At 63.5% G+C, this 24,677-nt stretch carries 24 protein-coding genes; 20 read left to right on the top strand and 4 right to left on the bottom strand.

The window, feature by feature from the left end:
• The first annotated feature begins 4 nt into the window (after positions 1-4).
• Genes aspA through O4220_RS23015 form a run of 4 tightly spaced genes read left to right on the top strand, consistent with a single transcriptional unit; the run spans position 5 to position 4,139 of the window.
• Complete coding sequence (gene aspA, locus O4220_RS23030) at positions 5-1,444, top strand: aspartate ammonia-lyase (RefSeq protein ID WP_269607844.1); 1,440 nt, start codon at positions 5-7, stop codon at positions 1,442-1,444.
• Positions 1,445-1,448: 4 nt separating this feature from the next.
• Positions 1,449-2,882 (top strand): amino acid permease, encoded by a 1,434-nt coding sequence (locus O4220_RS23025; RefSeq protein WP_037171967.1) that lies wholly within the window; start codon positions 1,449-1,451, stop codon positions 2,880-2,882.
• The gene (locus O4220_RS23020; protein WP_269607843.1) at positions 2,875-3,759 is read left to right on the top strand and encodes an asparaginase; all 885 of its coding nucleotides are present in this window, start codon (positions 2,875-2,877) and stop codon (positions 3,757-3,759) included. The genes O4220_RS23025 and O4220_RS23020 overlap by 8 nt, the downstream gene beginning before the upstream one ends.
• A gap of 56 nt (positions 3,760-3,815) precedes the next feature.
• Positions 3,816-4,139, top strand: coding sequence for a hypothetical protein (locus tag O4220_RS23015; protein ID WP_269607842.1), 324 nt, complete (start codon positions 3,816-3,818; stop codon positions 4,137-4,139).
• Here the strand turns inward: O4220_RS23015 and O4220_RS23010 are convergent.
• Positions 4,104-4,910, bottom strand: a complete 807-nt coding sequence (locus O4220_RS23010) for an MOSC domain-containing protein (RefSeq protein WP_269607841.1) — start codon at positions 4,908-4,910, stop codon at positions 4,104-4,106. The genes O4220_RS23015 and O4220_RS23010 overlap by 36 nt on opposite strands.
• A 21-nt stretch (positions 4,911-4,931) precedes the next feature.
• On the opposite strand from O4220_RS23010, the gene O4220_RS23005 reads away from it, so the two are divergent.
• Complete coding sequence (locus tag O4220_RS23005; protein ID WP_269607839.1) at positions 4,932-5,504, top strand: isochorismatase family protein; 573 nt, start codon at positions 4,932-4,934, stop codon at positions 5,502-5,504.
• On the opposite strand, the gene O4220_RS23000 is transcribed toward O4220_RS23005, so the two are convergent.
• Entirely contained in the window at positions 5,501-6,103 is a 603-nt protein-coding gene (locus tag O4220_RS23000) for a hypothetical protein (RefSeq protein ID WP_269607838.1), read from the bottom strand. The genes O4220_RS23005 and O4220_RS23000 overlap by 4 nt on opposite strands.
• A gap of 60 nt (positions 6,104-6,163) precedes the next feature.
• On the opposite strand from O4220_RS23000, the gene O4220_RS22995 reads away from it, so the two are divergent.
• Entirely contained in the window at positions 6,164-7,567 is a 1,404-nt protein-coding gene (locus O4220_RS22995) for a glucose-6-phosphate dehydrogenase (protein ID WP_269607837.1), read from the top strand.
• Between the two features lie 171 nt (positions 7,568-7,738).
• Complete coding sequence (locus O4220_RS22990; protein WP_269607836.1) at positions 7,739-7,891, top strand: hypothetical protein; 153 nt, start codon at positions 7,739-7,741, stop codon at positions 7,889-7,891.
• Positions 7,892-7,951: 60 nt separating this feature from the next.
• Here O4220_RS22990 and O4220_RS22985 read toward each other — a convergent pair whose 3' ends face one another.
• Positions 7,952-8,158 (bottom strand): PspC domain-containing protein, encoded by a 207-nt coding sequence (locus O4220_RS22985; RefSeq protein WP_269607835.1) that lies wholly within the window; start codon positions 8,156-8,158, stop codon positions 7,952-7,954.
• Between the two features lie 286 nt (positions 8,159-8,444).
• Here O4220_RS22985 and ppk2 point away from each other — a divergent pair, with 286 nt between their 5' ends.
• The 3 genes from ppk2 to O4220_RS22970 all read left to right on the top strand — a co-directional run bounded on the left by ppk2 (position 8,445) and on the right by O4220_RS22970 (position 12,351).
• Complete coding sequence (gene ppk2 / locus O4220_RS22980; RefSeq protein ID WP_269607833.1) at positions 8,445-9,389, top strand: polyphosphate kinase 2; 945 nt, start codon at positions 8,445-8,447, stop codon at positions 9,387-9,389.
• Between the two features lie 933 nt (positions 9,390-10,322).
• Positions 10,323-11,156 carry an alpha/beta fold hydrolase gene (locus tag O4220_RS22975; RefSeq protein WP_269607832.1) on the top strand — a complete coding sequence of 278 codons (834 nt, stop codon included), beginning with the start codon at positions 10,323-10,325 and terminating at the stop codon, positions 11,154-11,156.
• 121 nt (positions 11,157-11,277) lie between these two features.
• A complete protein-coding gene (locus O4220_RS22970) occupies positions 11,278-12,351 on the top strand; it encodes an alpha/beta hydrolase (RefSeq protein WP_420030450.1) in 1,074 nt (357 codons plus the stop codon).
• On the opposite strand, the gene O4220_RS22965 is transcribed toward O4220_RS22970, so the two are convergent.
• Positions 12,352-14,388: a prolyl oligopeptidase family serine peptidase gene (locus tag O4220_RS22965; protein ID WP_269607830.1), complete on the bottom strand. Its 2,037-nt coding sequence runs from the start codon at positions 14,386-14,388 to the stop codon at positions 12,352-12,354. It abuts the gene before it with no gap.
• Positions 14,389-14,503: 115 nt separating this feature from the next.
• Between O4220_RS22965 and lpdA the strand changes: the two genes are divergently transcribed.
• The 10 genes from lpdA (at position 14,504) to O4220_RS22915 (ending at position 24,672) form a co-directional block, all read left to right on the top strand.
• Complete coding sequence (lpdA, locus tag O4220_RS22960; RefSeq protein WP_269607829.1) at positions 14,504-15,919, top strand: dihydrolipoyl dehydrogenase; 1,416 nt, start codon at positions 14,504-14,506, stop codon at positions 15,917-15,919.
• A gap of 263 nt (positions 15,920-16,182) precedes the next feature.
• A complete protein-coding gene (locus O4220_RS22955; protein WP_269607828.1) occupies positions 16,183-16,998 on the top strand; it encodes an MlaE family ABC transporter permease in 816 nt (271 codons plus the stop codon).
• A gap of 12 nt (positions 16,999-17,010) precedes the next feature.
• Positions 17,011-17,883 (top strand): MlaE family ABC transporter permease, encoded by an 873-nt coding sequence (locus O4220_RS22950; RefSeq protein ID WP_269607827.1) that lies wholly within the window; start codon positions 17,011-17,013, stop codon positions 17,881-17,883.
• Positions 17,883-18,923: an MlaD family protein gene (locus O4220_RS22945; RefSeq protein ID WP_269607825.1), complete on the top strand. Its 1,041-nt coding sequence runs from the start codon at positions 17,883-17,885 to the stop codon at positions 18,921-18,923. The genes O4220_RS22950 and O4220_RS22945 overlap by 1 nt, the downstream gene beginning before the upstream one ends.
• A complete protein-coding gene (locus O4220_RS22940; protein ID WP_269607824.1) occupies positions 18,920-19,924 on the top strand; it encodes an MCE family protein in 1,005 nt (334 codons plus the stop codon). Before O4220_RS22945 ends, O4220_RS22940 begins: the two co-directional genes overlap by 4 nt.
• Entirely contained in the window at positions 19,921-20,937 is a 1,017-nt protein-coding gene (locus O4220_RS22935; protein ID WP_269607823.1) for an MlaD family protein, read from the top strand. Before O4220_RS22940 ends, O4220_RS22935 begins: the two co-directional genes overlap by 4 nt.
• Entirely contained in the window at positions 20,937-22,064 is a 1,128-nt protein-coding gene (locus O4220_RS22930; protein WP_269607822.1) for an MCE family protein, read from the top strand. The genes O4220_RS22935 and O4220_RS22930 overlap by 1 nt, the downstream gene beginning before the upstream one ends.
• The gene (locus O4220_RS22925; protein WP_269607821.1) at positions 22,061-23,089 is read left to right on the top strand and encodes an MlaD family protein; all 1,029 of its coding nucleotides are present in this window, start codon (positions 22,061-22,063) and stop codon (positions 23,087-23,089) included. The genes O4220_RS22930 and O4220_RS22925 overlap by 4 nt, the downstream gene beginning before the upstream one ends.
• The gene (locus O4220_RS22920) at positions 23,086-24,030 is read left to right on the top strand and encodes an MlaD family protein (RefSeq protein ID WP_269607819.1); all 945 of its coding nucleotides are present in this window, start codon (positions 23,086-23,088) and stop codon (positions 24,028-24,030) included. The genes O4220_RS22925 and O4220_RS22920 overlap by 4 nt, the downstream gene beginning before the upstream one ends.
• Before the next feature lie 33 nt (positions 24,031-24,063).
• Positions 24,064-24,672 carry a hypothetical protein gene (locus O4220_RS22915; RefSeq protein WP_269607817.1) on the top strand — a complete coding sequence of 203 codons (609 nt, stop codon included), beginning with the start codon at positions 24,064-24,066 and terminating at the stop codon, positions 24,670-24,672.
• Positions 24,673-24,677 lie beyond the last annotated feature (5 nt).

Here is a 24,677-nt window from a genome sequence, read left to right as displayed (position 1 = left end):
CACTGTGGCCGATACCCGTATCGAGAAGGATCTTCTCGGGGAACGTGACATCCCGACGAGCGTGTATTGGGGAATCCACACTCTGCGAGCCCTGGAGAACTTCCCCATCACCGGGCGTCCGATCTCGACCAACGCGCACCTCGTTCGCGGACTCGCGGCGGTGAAGTGGGCGGCCGCGTCGGCCAATCAGGATCTCGGGATTCTCGACGCGACCCGCGGGGAAGCGATCCGCACGGCGTGCCAGGAGATCCTCGACGGCCAGTGGCACGAGCAGTTCGTCGTCGACGTCATTCAGGGCGGCGCGGGCACCTCGACCAACATGAACGCCAACGAGGTCATCGCCAATCGCGCCCTGGAGATCCTCGGGCATCCGCACGGCGACTACAGCATGCTGCACCCCAACGAGCACGTGAACGCCTCGCAGTCCACCAACGACGTGTACCCGACGTCGGTCAACATCGCGACCATCTTCGCCGTGCACGAGCTCATCGCCTCGATGAAGGTGTTGCGAGACTCGTTCTCCCGCAAGGCAAGCGAATTCGCCACCGTCGTCAAGATGGGTCGCACCCAGCTGCAGGATGCGGTGCCGATGACCCTCGGGCAGGAGTTCGGTACCTACGCGATCATGATCGACGAGGACTGCTCACGGTTGGAAGAAGCCGCATTGCTGGTACACGAGATCAACCTCGGGGCCACCGCAATCGGCACGGGCCTCAATGCTCCCGCCGGCTACACCGAATCGGCCGTCGCGCATCTGCGCACCATCACCGGCCTGCCGCTCGTCACCGCGACGGACCTCATCGAGGCCACGCAGGACGTCGGACAGTTCGTGCACCTGTCCGGTGTGCTCAAGCGCGTCGCGGTGAAGCTGTCGAAGATCTGCAACGACCTGCGCCTGTTGTCCTCCGGTCCGCGTGCCGGCTTCAACGAGATCAATCTGCCTCCGATGCAGGCGGGTTCGTCGATCATGCCCGGCAAGGTGAACCCCGTCATTCCCGAGGTTCTCAATCAGGTTGCCTACGAGGTGATCGGCCACGACGTCACCATCACGATGGCTGCCGAGGCAGGGCAGCTGCAGCTCAACGCATTCGAGCCGATCATCGTCAAATCCCTGTCCGACGGTATGGAGCACCTGAGTGCGGCGTGCCGCACCGTGGCGCATCGATGTGTCGACGGAATCACCGCCAACGTGGATCTGCTGCGTGAGCGCGTGGAGAACTCCATCGGTCTGGTCACCGCGCTCAGCCCGTACCTCGGGTACGTGGAATCGACTGCCATTGCGCAGGAAGCACTGGTCAGTGGACGCAACGTCGTGGATCTCGTACTCGAAAAGGGTCTGCTGGCGCGCGAGGAGCTGGATCGACTGCTGAGCCCCGAGCATCTCGCGAACCTGCGGGTGGCTCCCACCGAGCATGCTGTTGCTCCCGAGACGTCGACGAGGTGACGCGATGAGCACCGAGAACCCGACAACCAAGCAGGCCTTCAGCGAAGAGGACCTGGGATATCGAAAAGAGCTGGCCCCGCGCCAGATTCAGATGATCGCCATCGGCGGCGCGATCGGCACGGGCCTCTTCATGGGTGCAGGCGGCCGACTGCACGACGCTGGGCCGGCCCTGGTGCTGGTGTACGCGCTCTGCGGCTTCTTCGCGTTCCTGATCCTGCGCGCACTGGGCGAGCTGGTGATGCACCGCCCGTCGTCGGGATCGTTCGTCTCGTACTCCCGCGAGTTCTTCGGGGAGAAGGTCGCGTTCGCGGCCGGATGGCTCTACTGGATGAACTGGGCGATGACGGCCGTCGTGGATGTCACGGCTGTCGCGCTGTACATGAACTTCTTCAAGAAGTACTGGGCTCCGCTCGGTAACGTCGACCAATGGGTGTTCGCGCTCGCCGGCCTGGTGCTCGTTCTCGGGCTGAACCTGGTGTCGGTCAAAGTGTTCGGCGAGCTGGAGTTCTGGTTCGCGCTCATCAAGGTCGTTGCGCTGGTGACCTTCTTGGCAATCGGTACCTACTACGTCATCTTCGGCACGCCCATCGACGGGCAGGAACCGGGTCTGAGTGTCCTCACCGACAACGGTGGACTCATCCCCAACGGCCTGCTGCCTGCGATCGTGGTGATCCAGGGCGTCGTGTTCGCCTACGCCTCGATCGAGCTCGTCGGCACCGCAGCCGGGGAGACGCAGAACCCGGAGAAGGTCATCCCCAAGGCGATCAACACCGTCATCGTTCGCATCGTCGTGTTCTACGTCGGCTCGGTTCTGCTGCTGTCACTGCTGTTGCCGTACACCGCTTATCAGGCCGGTGAGAGTCCGTTCGTGACGTTCTTCGGAGCCATCGACGTCGAAGGTGCCGATGCGATCATGAATCTCGTGGTCCTCACCGCGGCGCTGTCCTCGCTCAACGCCGGTCTGTACTCCACCGGACGCATCCTGCACTCGATGGCCGTCGCCGGCTCGGCACCGAAATTCGCTGCACGGATGAACAAGTCGGGTGTGCCGTACGGAGGCATCGCACTGACCTCGGTGGTGACGTTGCTCGGCGTCGTGCTCAACGCCGTCGTGCCCGCGCAGGCATTCGAGATCGTGCTGAATCTCGCTGCGCTCGGCATCATCAGCGCCTGGGCCGTCATCGTGGCGTGTCAGCTGAAGTTCTGGTCGCTGTCCAAGACCGGTGCGGTCACCCGACCTGCATTCCGACTGTTCGGTGCGCCGTACACCGGATACGCAACGCTAGGCTTCCTGGCGTGTGTACTCGTGCTGATGGCCTTCGACAAACCGGTGGGAACCTGGACGGTGGCGTCCATCCTGCTCATCGCGCCGATGTTGATAGGGGGATGGTACCTGTGCCGCAACAGAATTCGAGAGGTGGCGGCGCGCAGTGAGTGAGCATGTCGCCTTGCTCACCACCGGTGGCACGATTGCCAGCAGTCGAGACGAGCACGGGGTTTCTCGTCCGGTTGCCGGTGCAGGGATCGAACTCGACGGTGTGCGGGTGCGCGAGGTGATGTCGAAGGACAGCTCCGCGCTGGACTTCACGGATCTCGACACCATTCGCACGGCAACGGCAGACGCTCTGGCCGAGCACGGCTGCGTCGGAGTGGTGGTGCTGCACGGCACCGACACGATGGAGGAGTCGGCGCTGTATGTCGATCTGTTCCACGACGACGAGCGTCCGGTGGTGTTCACCGGTGCGCAACGCACCTCGGATCACCCCGATCCGGACGGTCCGAGCAACATCGCCGCGGCGGTGGCGGCAGCGCAGTCCGAGCGGGGTGTCCTGATCGCGTTCGGCGGACGGTTGCTGCCGGCTCGCGGCGTCATCAAGAAGCACACCACCGAGCTCGATGCCTTTCGGTCGGCGGCGCTCCCTCGGCCGAAACCCTTGCAGTGGAAGCCTGTTGCCGGGATTCGGGTAGATATCGTCGCCCTGTATCCGGGTGCCGACGGTGTCCAGATCGACGCCAGCCGTGAGGCCGGGGCGTCGGGCATCGTGCTGGAGGCACTGGGCTCGGGCAACACCAATGCCGGTGTCGTCCACGCAGTGAAGGAGGCGGTGGCGGCCGGGGTGCACGTGGTCGTCACGACGCGGGTGCCGTTCGGTGAGACCTCGCCGACGTACGGCGGCGGCGGGGGTGGGCACGATCTCCTCGATGCAGGTGCGGTGTTCTCACGGGAGCTGCGAGCGGGGCAGGCACGTATTCAGTTGGCGGCGCTCATTGCATCGGGCACTACTGACGTGGCGGTCCACAATTCGTTCTCGTAGACGGAAAACCGTGTGCGGACGCGAATAGTGGGCGATCACGTCGGTAGCCTCGAGTCATGGTCGCCACGATCGAGATCGAGTTCGCTCCGCATTGGGTGAACGCGTCGCTGGTGCGCACGTTGGCGCGCCCGTTCGTGACGATCGACGGCGTCGAGCATCGGCAGTCGTGGACCGAGCCGTCGACCTATTCGCTCGAGCCGGGCAGTCACGAGCTCACCGCCTTCATTCGGTACCGCGGCACGAACGCTGCGCTGGGCACCGGCCGGCGAACGGTGACTGTGCAAGCAGGACAACAGGTTTCGCTGCGCGCTCGCAACGGCTGGGCCAACCACATGCCGTTCGAGCTAGAGCTCCGACTCGCCCCAGGTCTCGACGTGTAGTTCGTCACCGATCGACACGGTGCCGTTCTGCAGCACCGAGAACTTCGCTCCGAAGGCCACGCCCTTCTGCCGCGCGCGGCGGTAGGTGGCCAGGGTGCGCAGGGGTTCGGGGCCGCCCCGCTCACCGGTGGTCTGCTCGACAGTGGTCACGGCACACCGGATGGCCAGTTTGGTGTACGCGAGGCGAGCAGACCCGATTCCGACTTCGCGAACCTCGTCTTCCCGATGTGGTTCTTCCCAGCCGTCGACGACGATGTTGGGACGAAATCGATCCATCGGCAGTGCGACGTCGAGTCGGGAGTTGAGACCGGCGAGCGTGGCGGTCGAGAGGATGTGGACGGCGGCGCTGTCGGCGAATTGTGCTGATCCGGGCGAGATTCCATCGGTGACTCGGCCGTGGTCGCGTGGGGCGGCGACCAGCCTCGACGGTTCTCCGATCACCTCGGTGAGCCAGGCGGCAACCTCGTCGCCCTGGTCGATCCCTCGCATCGGTGCACGAAACATCGTGATGTCGCGCGGCGCGGAGTCCCGATCGACGGGCACGGTCATGGATCCTGTCGATGCGTGTTCGAGAGTCAACGCCCCGTCCGTCACCGCGCACCGAACGACCGCGAGAACGGGGTCGCTGCGTTGACTGCGAAAGGCGCCGTCTTCATCGACGATCATGAATGCGCGATCGTGTTCGAGGCCGGTGGCACTCACCTGGGCCGAATTCAGTGCCGCACCTGCGCATCCTTTGACGGGGTAGGTGACGAGAGACGATATGCGCACGCGTCGAGGATACTGGGCTCCATGACACGTGCTCTGTTGGTAGTGGATGTGCAGAACGATTTCACCGAGGGCGGCGCGCTCGCGGTGACCGGTGGTGCGGAGGTGGCGCGCAAGGTCAGCGCGTACCTGGCGCGCCACGGCGATGAGTACGACCTCGTGGTGTCCTCGCGCGATTGGCACGATGCGGAGGGCGACAACGGCGGACACTTCGCCACCGATACGGCCCCGGACTTCGTCACCACCTGGCCGGTGCACTGCGTCGCGGGCACGGTCGGAGCCGAGTATCACCCGGACTACGCGACCGGTTCGGTCGACGTGCACGTCTACAAGGGCCAGGGGAAGCCGTCGTATTCCGCGTTCGAGGGCGTCACCGAGGACGGGACATCTCTGGCCGAGATCCTGTCCGCCAACGAGGTCACTGCCGTCGACGTCGTCGGACTTGCGACCGACTATTGCGTGCTGGCGTCGGCGAAAGACGCTGTGACCGAGAAGCTCGACGTCCGCGTTCTGACCGACCTCGTTGCGGGAGTTGCGCCCGAGACCTCCGCCGCGGCGCTGGACGAGCTGCGGGCGTCCGGCGCGGTGGTGGTCTAACTGTCGATCGTCGTGGTGATGGAGGTGACCGACGGTGCGGCGGGGGTGCTGCCGAAGCCGAAGGTCACCGGGGGAGTGACCGGGGTGAGTGTCCCGAGGTCCTCGCCCTGCCATGATGCCGAGACCTCGGTGACCCGATGCTGCCCGCGCGCACCGTAGTACTCGCGTCGGCCGCCGCCGGCGCTGCCGCGGGTGCGTACTCCCCGCAGTATCACTCGGGCGATGGGGTCGCTGATCGCGCAGAACCACGGTGCCGTGGACACCGCGTCGGGGACGAGACTCAACGCGCGACCGAGGACGGTGGGCCCGGCGACTCGGATTCTCACCGACAGATCACCGGCCTGCACCGATCGCCAGTTGTCGGGTTCGGCGGCGAATGTCACCGGCACGAGTTCGGTGGAGTCGAAGGTGTATGTGGCGGTGACGAATTCCCGGACGTCCTCGTTGGGCGCGACGAGCAGACGTCTTCCGTCGGCGAATTGGATCATGACATCGGTGAACTCGCCGAGTGGCGACTTCGTCCAATGTCCGACGACGATCCGCACACCCGACGCTGTGCCTACCCCGTAGATCTCCCCGTGAAACCGTGATCTTGTCATCCTGAACCTCACCTCTTCGGCACTGTGCGCTCCCAAACCATGCGGTGCATAGTGGAGGTCATGGCGTCCTCTCAACCCACTGTATTCGTCCTGTTCGGCGCAACCGGAGACCTCGCGAAGCGAATGGTCCTGCCGTCGTTCTATCAACTTCACCTCGAAGGCCTGCTGCCGGAGAAATGGGTCCTGATCGGCAACGGCCGTAAGGACTCGTCCGACGACGAGTTCCGCGAACACGTCCGCAGCGGGCTCGACGAGTTCGTCGAGAACGTGGCCGAGGACGATTGGTCGACATTCTCCGAGCGAATCCGCTTCGCGGGCAACGGCTTCACCGTCGACGATCCCGGTAAGCTGCCCGAGGTCGTCGCCGAGGTGAAGAAGGACATCGGTGACGACGCTCAGTTGGTGCACTACATCGCGTTGCCACCGAGCACCTTCGTCGACTACACGAAAGCCCTCGGTGCACACGACCTCGCCGACGGTGCCCGGGTGGTCTACGAGAAGCCCTTCGGCACTTCGCAGAAGAACTTCGAGGAACTCGACAAGGCCGTCCACGAGGTCGTCGACGAAAAGCAGGTCTATCGAATCGACCACTTCCTCGGTAAGGAAGCGACGCAGAACCTGCACGTGGCGCGGTTCGCCAACGGAATGATCAGTGGCATCTGGAACGCCGAGCACGTGGCGCAGGTACAGATCGATGTGCCCGAGACGCTCGACATCGACGATCGCGCAGAGTTCTACGACGCCACCGGTGCCGTGCTCGACATGCTCGTCACGCACCTGTTCCAGGTCGCGGCCGAGGTGGCGATGGAACCGCCGGCATCGCTGAAGGCCGATGATCTGCAATCGGCTCGCGAGACGGTGATCGGCCGGTTCCGGCCGCTCGACACCGCCGAAGTGGTTCTCGGTCAGTACGACGGTTACCGCGACGTCGAGGGCGTCGACGAGAATTCCAAGGTCGATACCTTCGTCGCAGCCACGTTGTGGGTCGATACCGACCGCTGGCGGGGGGTTCCGTTTCTGCTCCGCACCGGAAAGATGTTGGGTGTCAGCGAACAGCGCGTCTCGTTGGTGTTCCGCAAGCCGGCCGACAGTCCGCTGGGCGAGTTGCCGGAGGACGGCGCGGTGCTCTCGTTCGACCTCTCGGGCGACGGCAGCATCGACATCGCCATGACGGTCAAGGAACCGGGACCGGATTTCGACCTGTCCGTCGGGCACTTGGCGCTCCCGCTCGAGTCGGTGCCCGATGCCGAGCCACTCAGCCCGTATGCGCGCCTGATTCTCGACGTGCTGGGCGGAGACCGTTCGCTCTTCACCCGGCCCGACGGTTTGGCGCACGTATGGGACGTGGCGGCACCGTTGCTCGGTGATCCGCCCGAGGTGAAGCCTTACGCACCCGGTTCCATGGGCCCTGCCGAGGCCGACGAACTCGCGGGACCGTGCGGTTGGTTGATCACCGGAAAGTGACGACGGCCGATGAGAGTCGGCTCCAGCGAGTCGGTTTCGTGTCGCCAAACAGTCCGTAGGTCCTTTTTGTCCGAAACCGTGAACCAGGCTGTGTTCGGAACGTTATGTTTCACCCCGCCTGGTCACACGTCCGTATCGGGCCTCAGTCCTGCCTTCGAAAGGTAACCTCTCATGCTTCTCGATCTCATCACCGGTCTGCTCGGCGGCGGCACCGAAGGCGGCGGCCTCGGCGGAATCATCACCGACGGCATCGCCGCGGGCATCTCCGATGCGATCACCGAACTCTTCACCGGTAGCGCCGAGGGAATCTCCAGCGCCAGCTAGCCGCGAAGCCCCGGCCCGGTTCGTTCGGGTCCGGGGCTTCGTCGTGTTCGGGCTGCGCTGTCATGCACGACGCGGCACCAGCATCAGGGCTGCAAGGTAAATCAGCACGACGGTGCCGCCGGTCAGGACCGCTCCGGTGACGGTGGCCAGTCGGACGACATTGACGTCCCAGCCGAAATATTCTGAAATGCCGCCGCACACGCCTCCGATCATCTTCTGTGAACTGGACAGGGTGAATTCTCTGGGTGAACCGCTCTCGAATGTCATGGTGAAAAGTCTGCGTCATCAACGGCTTTCGACACATCGGGGGTTTCACCCATATCGACCCCGATAAACGGATGGTCCGAAAGCGCAGCGCGAACAAGATTCTGGACTTTTCCCGGTCGAGCCCTGGACCGGAGGCTTCGGCGAGGGCTACGGTCGCACCTGATCGGACGCGCGCGTGCCCGGCCCGTCCCCCTTGCGGGCCGGGGCGACGCGCAGCATGCCGCAGTTGTCAGCTGTTCACCGAGTCGCCATGGATTGGTCACCGAGGAGCACTAACTTTCGGCGCATGACCGCCAACGATCTCCGCAACGGTGAGGCTTCGCGCACCGACCTGAGCGACCTGCTCGACGTCACCACGGCCGTGGATCTTGCCGATACGTCGGGTTTCACTGTCGACGACTCCGATGACGACGACCCCGTCCTGCTGACGGTTCCCGACGGGCACGTCGTCGATACCTGGCGGGAGAACTACCCGTACGACGAGCGCATGACCCGTGCGGAGTACGACCTGGAGAAGCGCCTACTGCAGATCGAACTGCTCAAGCTGCAGATGTGGACCAAAGAGACCGGTCGACGTCACGTCATCATCTTCGAGGGCCGTGATGCTGCCGGTAAGGGTGGCACGATCAAGCGTTTCATGGAGCACCTGAACCCCCGCGGTGCCAGCGTCGTTGCCCTGGAGAAGCCGTCGGCCCGTGAGTCGACGGAATGGTACTTCCAGCGCTACATCGCGCACCTGCCCGCCGCAGGCGAGATCGTCATGTTCGACAGGTCCTGGTACAACCGCGCGGGCGTCGAGCGCGTCATGGGCTTCTGCACCGACGAGCAGCACGCCCAGTTCGTACGCCAGGCTCCACTGTTCGAGCAGATGCTCGTGGACGAGGGCATCAGCTTGACCAAGTTCTGGTTCTCGGTGTCGCAGCACGAGCAGCGCACCCGCTTCGCGATTCGGCAGGTCGACCCGGTGCGGCAATGGAAACTCTCCCCGATGGACCTTGCCTCGCTGGACAAGTGGGACGCGTACACCGCTGCGAAAGAAGAGAACTTTCGCGCTACCGACACCGACATCGCACCGTGGACGGTCGTCAAGAGCAACGACAAGAAGCGCGCCCGCATCAACGCGATGCGTTTTGTGCTCAACAAGTTCGACTACGCCAACAAGGACCCCGAAATCGTCGGGGAAACAGACCCGTTGCTCGTCGGTCGGGCCAAAGACGTGATCGGCGAATAGTTTTCGCCGGTAGCCCCGGTTTGTTACCGGTAAGTCGTTGTGGAGCTACCTCTTCGAGATCTCGAGTTGGTACCGGGTGCTGCACCGGGGGTGAGTGTGCGGTAGGAACGAGGGAGGTCGTATTACCTACGGCTGTACGTACACACGAGCATCAGGAGATCCCATGGGTTCAGCAGCGCAGTTCTTCACCGACATCGCCACCGGCGTCTACGACGGCATCGTCGACGCGATCGTCGATCAGATCGTCGGCGTGCTGACGTCGGGTAGCGCCGCTTAAGCAGTGCGTAACGTGCCGCGGTCGCCGTCGGGGGGCGGCCGCGGTATCGACGACATCGTGACCGTTTTGTGATGGCTCACTAAGATTTTCGACTTTTAGTCCCAATTGCGTGTACAGAACGTTATCTGTTCGGGTAGAAATCTCCTTGCAGAGGTAATCGAGTGACGACCGTCACGTTCGATCTGCATATCCCCCTCTATCAAGGAGCCTGTCGCATGTCCGCTGAACTCGGTGACCTCTTCTCGATCCTCCTCCAGCTCTTCTCGGGTATCAGTTCTTCTTCCGACTGACATTCCTGGCTCCGCGCCGTTGGCCTTCGGCCGTGATGCGCGATCGGAGCCGCTGTTGTTCGGATCCACGTTCTCCCGCGATGCTGTCGAAGCATCGAATCCCGTTTCCTGAAGGAGTTTTCAATGGAATTGCTCGCTATCCTGCTGCAGTTGCTCGCTCTCGGTAGCTCGGAGGGCAGCGGCTCGGGCGTGCTCGAAATCCCAGGCACGCTTCCCAGCTGAACCGCGACCGAAAGCCGGGCCCGACATACTGTCGGGCCCGGCTTTCGTGGTTTCGAAGTGTCATTCGTTCGACCTTGTCGACCCTTGGCTTCCATCCGATCATCCTCTGGTCGACTGCACGGGCGCACGTCATAGGGTGGGCCGATGCAGACGGTTCCGATTCAGATGCCCGACGGTTCGACGGTGCCGGTGTCACTGTTTCCGGGCGAGGGGCGAGACGATGCGCCCGTCATCGTGATTCTCCCGGGTCTCGGGATCCCCGGAGGCTACTACCGGCTGTTTGCCGAAGCGCTCGTGGCACGCGGTTTTCATGCGGCGATCGGCGATCTCCGTGGACAGGGGGACAGTGAGCCGAAGCCGAGCTCGTCGAGCAGATACGGATATCAGGAACTGGTCTCGGTCGACTTTCCCGCGATCTTCGAGGTGGTTCGGGAGCAGTTTCCGGAGGCAACGCCGTACCTTCTCGGTCACAGCATGGGTGGGCAGCTCGGGTCGATGTACGCCGCCCGTATTCGAGGCAGGCTCGGCGGATTGATTCTGGTGGCGTCCGGGTCGCCGTACCACCGTGGCTTCGGTACGACCCGCGGCGTCCCGCTGTACGTGGGCGCTGCCGCGATGGCGATCACCAGCAGCATCGCCGGCTTCTGGCCGGGGGACCGAATCGGTATCGGCGGCTTCGGCCGTCAATCGCGCGTCCTGATCGACGATTGGTCCCGATTTGCACGCACCGGATCGATCGAGCCTGCGGGGGCGGATGTGGACTACGAGGAACGACTGGGCCGTCTGACGCTTCCGGTGCTCGCGGTCACCATCGAAGGTGACGACCTCGCACCGCGCGGCTCGATGGACAACCTCGTCCGCAAGCTCGTTCGTGCCGACGTCACCTCGAAGCACGTCGACGAGCCGCTCGGTCACAACGGCTGGATCCGTAACCCCACCGCGGTGGCCGACCTCGTCGCCGAGTGGATGCACAAGTAGTTCACTTGAATTAACTTTCGGTTTTCTGCTCGCTATTCGTCATTTCTGCATACTTCCGGTCCGTTTTGATGTAGAAAGCTGTTGAACCAACAATTGTTCGGCGACGTTAGTGAGCACGACTATGAACGGCGTGGGGGATTCGATTCGTCGACGCGGGGGTGGGACGAGGTTCGCTCGTTCGTCCGCGGGACGCAGATTGACCGTCCTGTGTGTGGCCGTCTGCACGACGGCAGTGGTGCATCCGCTCGCGAACGCGACGCCTGTCGACTCGCTGCCGATTCCGCCGACGTCGTCCTACGTGGTGCGCACCGAGGCTGCCGGCGACGTGGCCATGACCGCGTTCGTCCACTCGGCAGCGATGGATCGAACGATTCCGCTCAAGATTCTGCGTTCACCGGACCGGACGGCACCGAGCCCCACGCTGTATCTGCTCAACGGTGCGGGCGGCGGACTCGACGGAATGGACTGGTACACCCAAACCGACGTCGTGTCCTTCTTCGCCGACAAGAACGTCAACGTGGTGACTCCGGTGGGTGGGGCGTACTCCTACTACACGGATTGGCAGCACGACGATCCAGCACAGGGCCGCAACAAGTGGGCGACGTTCCTGGCGGACGAACTGCCCCCGCTCATCGACGACCTGCTGAAGACCAACGGGCGCAACGCAATTGCCGGTATCTCCATGGCTGCGACTTCGGTACTGAATCTGGCGATTCAGAATCCGGGGCTCTACCGGGCCGTCGGCTCGTACAGCGGCTGCGCTTCGACAACCGATCCGTTGGGCAAGGCGTACGTCAAGACCGTCGCGTCGTTGGCTCTCGGAACCGACGTGACCAACATGTGGGGCCCCGACGGTGATCCCGACTGGATTCGCAACGACGCAGTCGTCAACGCCGAGAAGTTGCGTGGAACCGCGCTGTACATCTCCAACGGCAGCGGTCTGGCGGGAGCATCGGACACTCTGGACGGGACCAATCCCAACGGACCGGGTTTCGTACTGCTCAATCAGATGATCGTGGGCGGCGCTATCGAGGTGGCAACCGGCGACTGCACTCGGCGTCTGAAGACCGCCCTCGACCGGCTCGACATTCCGGCCCACTTCGAGCTGCGTGACCGGGGGACCCATTCGTGGGGTTACTGGCAGGCCGACCTGCACAACTCGTGGCCGATGTTCGAGGCCGCTCTCGCGGGTTGATCACCGGTCTCGTTCGAGGTGCCGCCAGAGAAACTCGTAGGTCAACGCCGTCTTGAAGGCCAACTGGGCATTGTCCGACGCCCCGCCGTGCCCGCCTTCGATGTTCTCGTAGTAGCTCACGTCGTGGCCGAGCTCGGTCAGTGAAGCGGCCATCTTGCGAGCGTGTCCGGGGTGGACGCGGTCGTCCCGCGTCGACGTCGCGATCAGGATCGGTGGGTATCGGCGCTCCGACGCGGCCACCACGTTCTGGTACGGCGAGTACTGCGAGATGAACTCCCACTCGGCCGGGTCGTCGGGATCGCCGTATTCGGCCACCCAGGACGCGCCCGCGAGCAGCAGGTGGTACCGCTTCATGTCCAGGAGTGGGACCTGGCATACCAACGCGCCGAACAGTTCCGGGTACTTCGTCACCATGATGCCCATCAACAGGCCGCCGTTGCTACCGCCCTGCGCGGCCAACTGCTCGGTTGTGGTGATGCCTCGGGTGACGAGATCGCGTGCGACAGCGGCGAAGTCCTCGTGCACCAGATGGCGTCCGGCGCGCAGTACCTGGGTGTGCCAGGACGGCCCGTACTCACCACCGCCGCGGATGTTGGCCACGACGTAGGTGCCACCACGTTCGAGCCACGCCCGCCCGGTTGCGCCGCTGTAGCCGGGGGTCATCGAGATCTCGAAGCCGCCGTAGCCGTACAGCAGCGTGGGACCGGGACCGGCGTCGACGCGGCGGACGGCGAAGTAGGGGATCTGTGTTCCGTCGTCCGAGCGGGCGAAGAACTGCTCGACCGTCATCCCTTCGGCGTCGAAGAATGCAGGCGCCTGCTTGAGTACTTCCAGTTCGGCGCCCACGGTGCCCACCAACAGCGTCGCCGGGGTCAGGTAGCCGGAGGAAGAGAGGAAGAACTCGTCACCGTTCTCCTCGGCGTCGGTGCCGATGATCTCGGTGGACGTCAGGTCCGACAACCCGTCGATCGTGCCGGCGTCCCACCCCTTCGCACGTGGGTTCAGGACGTGCAACTGCGTTCGTACGTCCTGCAGCGTCACCAACAGCAGGTAGTTCTCGGTCCAGGCGTATTGGTGGAGCGAGGTGTGCTCGTCCGGGGCGAACAGAACGGTGAGAGCGATTGTGCCGGATATGAACTCGTCGAAATCTGCAGCGAGCAGCGCACCGGCCGGGTAGGTGGTGTCGCCGACGGTCCACGGCGTCATGGTCCGGACCAGCAGCCAGTTCTCGTGCACCGAGGTCGACGCGTCGGTCGGCGTCAGGATTCGGGTCAACGCAGATCCGTCGAGTACGTAGGTCTCGGAGTTGTAGAAGTCGGTGGCCCGCTGGACGAAATCCCGCTCGAATCCGGGAGTGCGGTCGTGCCAGGCCGAGATCGAGATGTCCTGTGCTTCACCCTCGAAGACGGTCTCGGCGTCGACGAGGGGAGTGCCGCGCCGCCACCGCTTGGTGATCCGCGGGTAGCCCGACTCGGTCAGTGACCCGTCCCCGAAATCGGTTCCGACGAAGACGGTGTCGGCATCGATCCAGCCGATGTCGGTCTTGGCCTCCGGTAGCGCGAATCCGCCGTCCTCCGGAGCGCGGAAAGCGCGGGAGTCGAGATCGAACTCACGGACCACCGTCGCGTCGGCTCCGCCGCGGGAGAGGGTGACCAGCGCCAGTCTCTGCTCGGGCCGCAGCACCTGGGCACCGCCCCAGACCCAGTTCTCGCCCTCGCTCTCGGCCAGAGCGTCCAGGTCGAGCAGAACGTCCCACACCGGATTCTCGGTTCGGTACTCGTCCATCGTGGTTCGACGCCAGAGACCGCGGACGTGCTCGCCGTCGCGCCAGAAGTTGTACAGAAACTGCCCCCGGCGGCGTGCGTACGGAATGCGAGCGTCGGTGTCGAGAATCTCTCGGATGCTCGCCTCGGTGGCGTCGAAGGCCGTGCCGCTCAGCGCCCCGACCGTCACCTCGTTCCTTTTGCGCACCCACGCGAGCGCAGCGTCGCCGGTGACGTCTTCGAGCCAGAGGTACGGGTCGTCCGAAATTGCCATTCCACAGTTCTAGCAGCAGGCGCGTCCTCGGGTCGGCCGGCCGACGGGAGGCTACCGACGGGTAACGAAGACCAGGTCGAGACAGTGCGGCAGAGCACGACTACGCTGGGGCCTCGTGACCTCACACTATGACGTCGTTGTCCTCGGAGCCGGTCCCGGTGGGTACGTCGCTGCTATCCGCGCGGCACAACTCGGACTCAGCACTGCCATCATCGAGAAGAAGTACTGGGGCGGTGTGTGCCTGAACGTCGGCTGCATCCCCTCCAAGGCCCTTCTCCGTAACGCCGAGCTGGCGCACCTCTTCACCAAAGAGGCGAAGCTGTTCGGTATCTCGGGTGAAGCGTCCTTCGACTTCGGCGCTGCGTTCGACCGCAGCCGCAAGGTTGCCGACGGCCGCGTCAAGGGCATTCACTTCTTGATGAAGAAGAACAAGATCCCCGAGTACGACGGTCAAGGCACGTTCACCGACGCCAACACCATCGAGGTCGAGCTGACCAAGGGTGGCACCGAGACGATCACGTTCGACAACGCGATCATCGCGACCGGAAGCACCACCAAGCTGCTCCCCGGAACCGAGCTGAGCAAGAACGTCGTCACGTACGAAGAGCAGATCATGACCAAGGATCTGCCGGGTTCGATCCTCATCGTCGGTGCCGGTGCCATCGGCATGGAGTTCGGCTACGTGCTCAAGAACTACGGCGTCGACGTCACCATCGTCGAGTTCCTCGACCGCGCGCTCCCGAACGAGGACAAGGACGTCTCGAAGGAAATCGAGAAGCAGTACAAGAAGCTCGGCGTCAAGGTCATCACCGGTGCAGGCGTGCAGAGTATCGACGACGACGGCTCCAAGGTCACCGTCGCGATCAAGCACAACAAGTCCGGTGAGAGCGAGACGTTCACCGTCGACAAGGTGATGCAGTCCGTCGGATTCGCCCCTCGCGTCGAAGGATTCGGCCTCGAGAAGACCGGCGTGGAGCTCACCGATCGCGGTGCCATCGGCATCACGAACACGATGCAGACCAACGTCCCGCACATCTACGCCATCGGCGACGTCACGGCCAAGCTCCAGCTCGCCCACGTGGCCGAGGCACAGGCCGTTGTCGCTGCCGAAACCATCGGCGGCGCGGAGACACTGCCGATCGACGACTACCGCATGATGCCCCGCGCCACGTTCTGCCAGCCGCAGGTCGCCAGCTTCGGTCTCACCGAGGATCAGGCCCGCGAGGAGGCACAGGCTCGCGGATCCGACATCAAGGTGGCGAACTTCCCGTTCGCCGCCAACGGCAAGGCGCACGGACTGGGCGACGCCACCGGCTTCGTCAAGCTCATCGCCGACACCGAGCACGGCGAGCTGCTCGGTGGCCACCTCATCGGACCGGACGTCTCGGAGCTGCTGCCCGAGCTGACCCTGGCCCAGAAGTGGGACCTCACGGTCAACGAGCTGGCCCGCAACGTCCACACGCACCCGACTCTGTCGGAGGCACTGCAGGAAGCGATCCACGGCCTCGCAGGCCACATGATCAACTTCTGATCTCGACCGTAGAACGACTAACGGCGGCGACCACTTCGGTGGTCGCCGCCGTTCGTTGTAACGGCACTCGGTTCTGATGGTCGACTCGAATCATGAAGCAGAGCTATCGATTCTGTGAACAGTCATAGGTCGGTAGGTGAGGAAAACGTCACCTGCCCGTCGACCAGCTGATACTTTCCCTTTCGCGACGTTCCGCGGGGTTCGGTGCGCGCTGCGGAAGCACCCACAGGTGCTTCGCACAATCACCAGGGGGGTGAGTCGAGTTGGCGATCCGATCGAACGTCACCGGAGCTGGGCGCTCGCGCGTGTTCACCGGATTCCGTACGTTCGGCCGCGCACTCGAGCTGGCGCTCGATGCCTTCGTTCACCTCGTTGCCGATATCGTCCGACTACGCCATCCATGGCGTGACTCGGTCGATCAGGCATGGTTCGTCGTCACCGTCACTGCAGTTCCCGCCATCCTCGTCTCCATTCCGTTCGGGGTCATCGTCTCGGTCCAGGTGGGTTCGCTCACCGACCAGATCGGGGCCACGTCGATCGCCGGTGCCGCGGGGGGTCTCGGGGTGATCCGGCAGGGTGCGCCGATCGTCGCCGCGTTGCTTCTCGGTGGGGCCGCCGGTTCGGCCATCGCCGCAGACCTGGGATCGCGCACGATCCGCGACGAGATCGATGCGCTGAAGACCATGGGCATCGACCCGGTCCGACGCCTCGTCGTACCCCGGCTCGCGGCAATTCTGTTCGTGGCACCGCTGTTGTGCATCCTGATCATCTTCATGGGGATCGCCGCCGGGTACATGATCAATGTCGGGTTTCAGGGCGGCACACCGGGAAGCTACATCTCGTCGTTCGCATCCTTCGCGTCGGTCGGCGATCTGGTGGTCGCCCTGATCAAGACGGAGATATTCGGGGTGATCGTGGTCATCGTCGCCTGTCAGCGCGGCTTCTCCGCGGTGGACGGGCCCCGCGGCGTAGCCAATGCCGTCAATGCCGCTGTTGTCGTCGGAGTGATCTCGGCCTTCACCGTCAATGTGGTCATCACTCAGTTGGTGGCCATGTTCATGCCGCAGAAGCTGGGATAGGGAGTCGAAGCGATGGCAACACCATCTCGCTACTCACCGCACGGCACCGTCCATGTCGGTCGGTACGTCCAGCGCCTCGGGCGTGTTCCCGGCTCGATGCTGCAGGCGCTCGGTCATCAACTGACCTTCTGCGTGCAGGTGCTCACCGCCATTCCGCATACCGTGCGTACCTACCGTCGGCAGATGATGCTGATTCTCAGCGACATCACCTGGGGCAGTGGGGCGTTGGTGGTCGGCGGCGGCACCGTCTCGGTACTCGTCGTGCTGGGTGTCGCGGTGGGTGCCTCCATCGGCATCGAGGGCTTCAACACGCTGGGAATGGTGGGTATGGAACCGCTCACCGGGTTCGTCTCCGCCTATGCCAGCACCCGTGAGTTGGCACCGATGGTCGCGGCCATCGGCTTCGCCGCGCAGGCCGGGTGCCGCATGACGGCAGAGATCGGCGCGATGCGAATCTCCGAGGAAATCGATGCCCTCGAGGCGCAGGGTATTCGTTCGATCCCGTTCGTCGTCACCACGCGAGTCATCGCGGGCATCATCACCATCGTTCCGCTCTACCTGCTGACGTTGATTCTCGGTTACGTTGCGTGTCAGGTGGTCGTCAACGTGTTCAACGGCCAATCCTCGGGAACCTACGATCACTACTTCACGGCATTCCTACAGCCGATGGACGTCGTCTGGTCGCTGCTCAAGGCGACGATATTCGTCATCACCATCATCCTGATCCACGGCTACCAGGGCTATTACGCATCCGGTGGACCCGAGGGCGTCGGGCGCGCGTCCGGGCGCGCAATCAGAGCGAGCCTGATCGCCGTCGTCGTTCTGGACATGATTCTGACGATCGTGCTGTGGGGATTCGATTCGGGCATAAGGATTTCGGGCTGATGGCAGTTTTCGAAGACTTGTCCGGGCGGTCTGCCGGGCCGGCTGCGCTCAGAACGCGGGGGCTTGTCGTTGTCGCAATCGTCGCAGTGGTGGCGGTGCTGCTCACCGCCTACGCCAAGGGATACTTCGAATCCAAGTTCCCGTTGACCATCGATGCGGCAACCGTCGGCGATGGTCTTGCCCCCGGTGCCGAGGTCAAGTTCAGGGGTCTCGCGATCGGTACCGTCGACCGGATCGACACGCTCGGATTCGGTCGCCAGCGAATCGAATTGTCCATCGACGGAGCGCAATCGGCAGAACTGACCGATACTCTGCAGGCCCAGTTCACGTCGTCCAACATCTTCGGTTCGACGGCCATCGAGCTGATCTCCGACGGCACAGGTGGAGCGCTTCCGGAGAACTCGACGCTCACCATCGCACCCGACAGCGCCAATGTCACTGTCACCAGCGTCTTTCGGCGGGTAGCGGCGTTGACCGAGGTACTGGATTCGGACCAGGTACAGCACCTGACCGATCTGTTGGCTCGGATCTCCTCCGATGTGTCGGAAAGTCTGAAGCCCTATTTCGACACTGCCCGCATGCTCACCGAGAATCAGATCGATCCGCTGGCACTGAAGTTGCACCGCGGCGGCGAGCTGGGGCAGGGTATCGACGATCTGATACCACCGCTGCTCGATCTGGTGGTGGGAGTGGTGGACAACAGCGCCTACTACGAGCCGATGGACAACCGGACCCGCACTCTCGACGCCATCGACGGACTGAGCAACGAATTGCTCTATCCGCTGGGCAAGATGCTCGAGACCAACAACCCGAACCTGACGAAGTTGCTGTCGACCACTCTGGACCTGCTGGTGCCGATCACCGCCTCACTCGGAACATTGGCGCCGGCGTACGACCGAGTGCCGACGGTCATCGACGGTGTGTCGGATGCCTTCCCGGTCGTCGACGGCGTTCCTCAGCTGCAGCTCGACGTCATCGTGGCCACGATGCCGAACATGGCGAGTGCCGTGAACGCGTACGAGAGCCAGGGGGAGCGGTGATCAAAGTGAGCGGGACCGTCGTCAAATTGGTGGTGTTCACCGTGGTGATCGTGCTGTGCGCCTACGTGATCGTCGCCGCGCTGCGAACTCCTGTGGGTGGCGAGAAGTCCGAATACACAGCAACATTCGATGACGTCTCCGGACTGTACGAGGGTGATGACGTCCGTATGTCCGGAGTGCAGATCGGCAAGGTCGAGTCGATCGATCTCGACGGTTCACTGGCTACGGTCAGGGTGGAGGTCGAGGCCTCCCGGTCGGTGTACGACACGACGCATGCCGCCGTTCGCTACCAGAACTTGCTCGGCCAGCGGTACGTGGAGCTGGTACAGACCGGATCGGCCTCCGATCGGGTGCTGCCGGCCGGATCGACCATTGCGCTCGAGAACACGGTGCCCTCGTTCGACATCACCGAGCTGTTCGACGGATTCAAGCCGATCTTCGACACCTTGGACACCGCGCAGCTGAACCTGTTCGCGGAGAACATCCTTCGTATGGTGCAGGGTGACGGCAGCGGAATAGCGCCGGTGCTGAAGGATATCGACACGATCACCACCTTCGCCACTCGACGCGAGGCGATCATCGCCCTGTTGATCGACAACCTGGGCCAGATCTCGTCGACCATCAGCGGAAAGTCGGCGTCGGTGGCCAGTCTCGTCGAACAGTTGACCTCGCTGGTATCGCGACTGAGTACCGAGATGGATCACGTCTTGTCCTCCCTCGATCAGGCGAACTACGGACTCGGCCCACTCGTCGGTCTGGGCGAGCAGCTCCGAAACGCATACGACGGCGGTTACGCCCCGGTGGACGGCATGCTCCGCCGTCTGATTCCGCAGACCGACCAGGTCACCGAGATCCTGGCGCTCACCCCGTCGTTGTTGACCGGACTGAATCAGCGCATCCCCGAACCGGGTCAGACCTACACGTGTAGTCAAGGGCAGCAGGACATTCCGGGAATCGGACGGATCGTTCTCGGTAATCAGAATTTGGTGGTGTGCCGATGAACAGAACGGTCCGCAAGGGCGTTCGCGACGAGCAGTCCGAGAACCGTAGACACCTTGCCTGGGGTGTCCTCGGCGCGCTCGTGGCCGCGGCACTGTTGCTGGGAGCAGGCGCGGTGTACGCCGTGCCGTTCGGCGAGAAGACATACGTCGCGCATTTCGGCTCGTCCGGTGGCCTCGCGGCCGGGGACGAGATCAGAATCGCCGGCATCGCAGTCGGTAGCGTGCGCACGGTGGCTCTCGCGGGCGATCACGTCGATGTCACATTCGGAGTGGACCGCGACGTGTTCGTCGGCGATACCTCCAGTCTCTCGGTGCAATTGCTCACGCCGATCGGTGGCCACTACGTCAAGCTCGAATCCACCGGTGACGATCCTCTCGGCGACGATCCTGTTCCGACAGAGCGGACCAAGACCCCGTTCGACCTCTCCGACACATTGGAGCAGGTGACGCCGCTGGTCCGCGACATCGACGGCGCGACATTGCGTGCGACGGTCGCCGAGGTGGACAAGGCAATGACCGTCCAGCCGGAGTCGACTCGCCGGGTGGTCGACGGTCTCACCCAGCTCACCGATCTGATCGCGCAACGCTCCGATCAACTCGAGCGAGGTTTGGCGGTATCCGACGAGTACACCGCGGCTCTGTCGTCCGATGACCTCATGCTCGACGAGTTGGTGCGGCAGTTGGGGACTCTGACGAAGGGCTTCGGTGACAAGCGCACCGATGTCGTCAACGCATTCGATCTCTTGAAGCGTCTGTTCGAGCTCTTCCATCGCCCCTTGATGGCATACGAGGAAGGAATCGAGCCGTCCGTGGTGCAACTCGAGGAGATAGTGCAGAAGGTCTTCGCACAATTCGGTAATTTCGATGCGGCGCTCACTCAGGTCGAGACCGCATCCGATCAGATCGGCGCGTTGGTGGCACACAGCGATGGAAGCGGACCTGTCGTCGATCAATCGCAGAGCGTCGTCACCGGTGCGGGCGTGTGCATTCCACTTCCGGGGAAGGCGTGCTGATGACTCGTCAGTGGAAACGTCCGGTGATAGTCGGGGCGTCGCTCGTCGCCGTGGTCGCATTGACCACCACGGTGGCGTCGGCCAGCGGAGTGATCGATGTGGCGAGCCGAACATCCAGTGTCTGTGCGCAGTTCACCGATACGGTCGGGCTGTACGAGGGAAACTCGGTCACGATGCTCGGCGTCGAGGTAGGAACCGTGACGTCGATCGCCACCGACGACAGCGTTCCCGACGGAGTCCTGGTGACCATGGAAGTGGACGAGAACCTGGCACTCCCGGCCGATGTCGGCGCGGTGACGTTGTCCAGTTCGATCGTCACCGACCGGCATGTGGAGTTCACCGAGCCGTACACCGATGGGCCCGAATTGGATCGGGCCGAATGCATTCCGCTGGCGCGCACTCGGACCCCTCTCGGCGCGAGTGAGACATTCGACGCCGTCTCCACGTTGGCGACGGATCTGCTGGGCCCGGCGAATGCCGACGGCACTCGCCCCGAAATACTCGGCAACGCGCTTCGTTCGGTTGACGGTGCTCTCGATGGCTCCGGGCCGCAGCTGAATTCGGCCATCGCGCAGCTCTCCACGCTGGTGGGTGAACCGAGCGATCGGGATGCCACTGTGCGGCGACTGATCGACAACATCGACAAGCTCGTCGACGTGTTCGCCGTCAGCTGGCCCGACGTCGCCAAACTGCTGGACAACTTGAAGGCCGGCATGATCACCCTCACGGAGTTCACCACGTCGTTCAGTGGTGGAGTGGCGTTGGCGGTGGACTTGATTCCCGTTCTGGCGCGCCAACTCGACAAGTACGGCGACAAGGTCTACGGATTCCTCGACCAGTTGATACCCATCGTGGACGTGGGGCTCGGCCGAATCGGCGACATCAAAGACATTCTCGAGCAGGTGCCCACCGTCAGCGACTCGCTGGTGACGCTGTACGACGAGGATCTGCGAGCAGGCCGATTGACCTACCACCCACCACAATTCGAGATCGACACCAATTCTCCCAACGAAATCTGCGCCGTGATCAACAAGTACCGTCCCACCTGTTCGGCCGATCAGCAGCGCGGCGATGTCATCGACGTCGGACTGGTGCAGTTGATTCTCGGATCGGCAGGATGGCGATGAGGCCGATACGTCATCGGGCTGCAACGATTCTGGTGATCGGTACGGTGATCGCCGGCTGCAGCGCGAATCCGGCCGATCTGCCCATCCCCGGTAGTTATGTCGAGGGTGACAAGTACACCGTGGACATCGAGTTCACCAGCGTGCTGAACCTGCCGGCCAAGGCGAAGGTCATCGTCGACGGTGTGGACGCGGGAGTCCTGGACCACGTCACTCTCGTCGACGACAAGGCCGTGGCTACCGTCGATCTGTCGGCCGATGTTCGCCTGCCGAAGATGACGATAGCCGAGCTGAGGCAGAGCACGATTCTCGGTGAGATCTACATTTCGCTTCAGCCACCCGAGAACAACACGAGTACTGAGGACTTGGCGGACGGCGACCTCATTCCGCTCGAACGGACCGTGCCTGCGGACAACGTCGAGGATGTGCTGCGCGGACTGTCGAACGTGGTGACCGGCGGGCACGTGGTGGAACTGCAGGAGGCGGTGAACAACGTCAACGCCGCCGTGCCACAGGATCCACAGATGTTCGACCGAGTGAACACTGCCGCTCGTGCTGCCATTGCCGATCTGGGAGCCAATACCGGCGACATCGACCGGATTCTTTCGGCAGCAGAGGGTGTTTCGAGCACTCTGGTGCAGCAGGAGGCGGGCCTGACGCGAGTCCTCGATCTGGGACCATCGCGGGCGGAGGGGTTGTCCGAGGTTCTCTTCAGCGTGGTGAATCTGATCTTCGCCCTCGGCTACATGTCGCAGAACATCGGCGATGTACTCGGTCCGCCGTATCAGGAGTTGAGCGGTGCACTCGGAATCATCCTGCCCGCCATCATGACCATTTCCTCGGCCGATACCACCGTGCCGATGAATGTCGAGAAGGTGAACACCCTGCTGCGTGAACGCCTCGTGCCGTTCTTCTCGACGACGCCGAACATCGCGATCGATTCCGTTCGGTCGGAGGGTGTTCCGGACCCGGGAGTCAGGGCCGACGAGATGATCGGTGTCCTGCGATCGATCGGAATAGTGCGATGAAGTTCTCCACGGTGTTCTCACTCGTCGCGCTGTTGGTACTCACAGTGGCCGGCATCGGCTACATGAGTATCGGTGTTCTCGACATGGACCCGCGCCGCGACCACAACACGGTCATCGTGGAACTGGCGAGCTCGGGCGGTCTGATGACCACCTCACAGGTCACCTCACGCGGAATGAAGATCGGCGAGGTCGACGACATCGCTGTCACCGCCGACGGACTGAGTGTGACGCTCGGTCTGGATGCGAGCCATCGTATTCCGGTCGATTCCGATGTCGTCGTGGCCAACCTGTCGGTGGCGGGGGAGCAGTACCTCGACATCAGACCGCGCCGCGCGGGCGCGCCGTTCCTGCACGACGGGTCGGTGATCCCGATGGATCGGACGCTCGTCTCGGCCACCGTCAGCGACACCCTCGGGAAAGTCGATGCGCTCGTCGCGCAGATCGACACCGGTGCGCTGTCGGGACTGGCGGAGACCGCGAACACCGCGGTGGTGGGCCGCGACCCGGAGATCGACAACCTCGTCGACACTTTCGGACTGCTCGCTCTGACGTTGCGGGACAAGAGCGAAGAAATTCGACACCTGTACGACAATGCTCAGCAACTCGGACGAAAGGCGTACGGATACGGGCCGGTGCTCAGCGACGCCGGTCCGTGGGTAGGGTCCACCGGCCAGGGAGTGTCGAGCCTTCTGCAAGCGTTCGAGCAGTACTCCTATGTGGCCTCGGACGTGTGGGACGACCCGATCGGGCCACTGATCACCAAGATCGACAGCTATCTCACCCCCACGTCTCCGGACCTGGCGTTGATCGCCACGTTGCTGAAGCCGTACACGGCACCGATCAAACCGTTGCGGGTGGACGCCGGAAAGATCATCGACATGCTGGGTGGAATCTTCCCGGAGGGAGGGCCCGCGCGTGTAGCCGTGACCATCCCGAACTGACCGATTTCTCTATCCCACACTGGAGTGACCCTCATGACCGATACCGCGCCCCCTCAGGAACACGACACCCCGGCCGAGAGCTCGTCGACGGCCTCGGATTCCACTGCGCCCCAAGCGTCGACGACCTCCACTCCCCGCGGGTCCGGTCGCTCCACCTTCACGGTTGTCGCAGCGGCACTGGCGGTGGTTGCCGTCGTGGTGGCAGTGGTGTTCGGCTACCTGTGGCACACCGCGGCAGGCGATCTCGCCGCTGCGCGGCAGCAGGAGACCGATCGGCAGATCGCATTGAACACAGCCCGGGACTACACGACCAGATCGCTGACGTACGACTACAACGACCTGGATGCATTCTTCGCCAGTGTCAAGGACGGTGCCGCGCAACCGTTGCAGGACCGGTACGACGGCGTCAAGGATGCACTGACGGCGATCATGACCGAGTCGCAGGTGGTCGCCTCGGGCGAAGCACTCTCGGCAGCAGTCGATTCCGAGAGCGACGGTGTGTACAAGATTTCGGTGTACGCGCAGCAGCAGACCCGTAACGTGCAGTCGCCCGACGGCGGTACGGTGGCCAACATTCTCGCCGTGACCGTCTCCGATCACGACGGGCGATGGATCGTGGACGATTACGGACCCAAGAACTAGAAGCC

Origin of the sequence: Rhodococcus ruber (assembly GCF_027270735.1) — a bacterium.
GTDB lineage: Bacteria > Actinomycetota > Actinomycetes > Mycobacteriales > Mycobacteriaceae > Rhodococcoides > Rhodococcoides rubrum_A.
This window is presented reverse-complemented; position numbering and strand designations above follow the sequence as displayed.

Coding starts and splice junctions, on each gene's coding strand:
- O4220_RS23025 (WP_037171967.1), top strand. CDS start 1,449: ATGAGCACCGAGAACCCGACAACCAAGCAGGCCTTCAGCGAAGAGGAC.
- O4220_RS23015 (WP_269607842.1), top strand. CDS start 3,816: ATGGTCGCCACGATCGAGATCGAGTTCGCTCCGCATTGGGTGAACGCG.
- O4220_RS23005 (WP_269607839.1), top strand. CDS start 4,932: ATGACACGTGCTCTGTTGGTAGTGGATGTGCAGAACGATTTCACCGAG.
- O4220_RS23000 (WP_269607838.1), bottom strand. CDS start 6,103: ATGACAAGATCACGGTTTCACGGGGAGATCTACGGGGTAGGCACAGCG.
- O4220_RS22995 (WP_269607837.1), top strand. CDS start 6,164: ATGGCGTCCTCTCAACCCACTGTATTCGTCCTGTTCGGCGCAACCGGA.
- O4220_RS22990 (WP_269607836.1), top strand. CDS start 7,739: ATGCTTCTCGATCTCATCACCGGTCTGCTCGGCGGCGGCACCGAAGGC.
- O4220_RS22985 (WP_269607835.1), bottom strand. CDS start 8,158: ATGACATTCGAGAGCGGTTCACCCAGAGAATTCACCCTGTCCAGTTCA.
- ppk2 (WP_269607833.1), top strand. CDS start 8,445: ATGACCGCCAACGATCTCCGCAACGGTGAGGCTTCGCGCACCGACCTG.
- O4220_RS22975 (WP_269607832.1), top strand. CDS start 10,323: ATGCAGACGGTTCCGATTCAGATGCCCGACGGTTCGACGGTGCCGGTG.
- O4220_RS22970 (WP_420030450.1), top strand. CDS start 11,278: ATGAACGGCGTGGGGGATTCGATTCGTCGACGCGGGGGTGGGACGAGG.
- O4220_RS22965 (WP_269607830.1), bottom strand. CDS start 14,388: ATGGCAATTTCGGACGACCCGTACCTCTGGCTCGAAGACGTCACCGGC.
- O4220_RS22950 (WP_269607827.1), top strand. CDS start 17,011: ATGGCAACACCATCTCGCTACTCACCGCACGGCACCGTCCATGTCGGT.
- O4220_RS22945 (WP_269607825.1), top strand. CDS start 17,883: ATGGCAGTTTTCGAAGACTTGTCCGGGCGGTCTGCCGGGCCGGCTGCG.
- O4220_RS22935 (WP_269607823.1), top strand. CDS start 19,921: ATGAACAGAACGGTCCGCAAGGGCGTTCGCGACGAGCAGTCCGAGAAC.
- O4220_RS22930 (WP_269607822.1), top strand. CDS start 20,937: ATGACTCGTCAGTGGAAACGTCCGGTGATAGTCGGGGCGTCGCTCGTC.
- O4220_RS22925 (WP_269607821.1), top strand. CDS start 22,061: ATGAGGCCGATACGTCATCGGGCTGCAACGATTCTGGTGATCGGTACG.
- O4220_RS22920 (WP_269607819.1), top strand. CDS start 23,086: ATGAAGTTCTCCACGGTGTTCTCACTCGTCGCGCTGTTGGTACTCACA.
- O4220_RS22915 (WP_269607817.1), top strand. CDS start 24,064: ATGACCGATACCGCGCCCCCTCAGGAACACGACACCCCGGCCGAGAGC.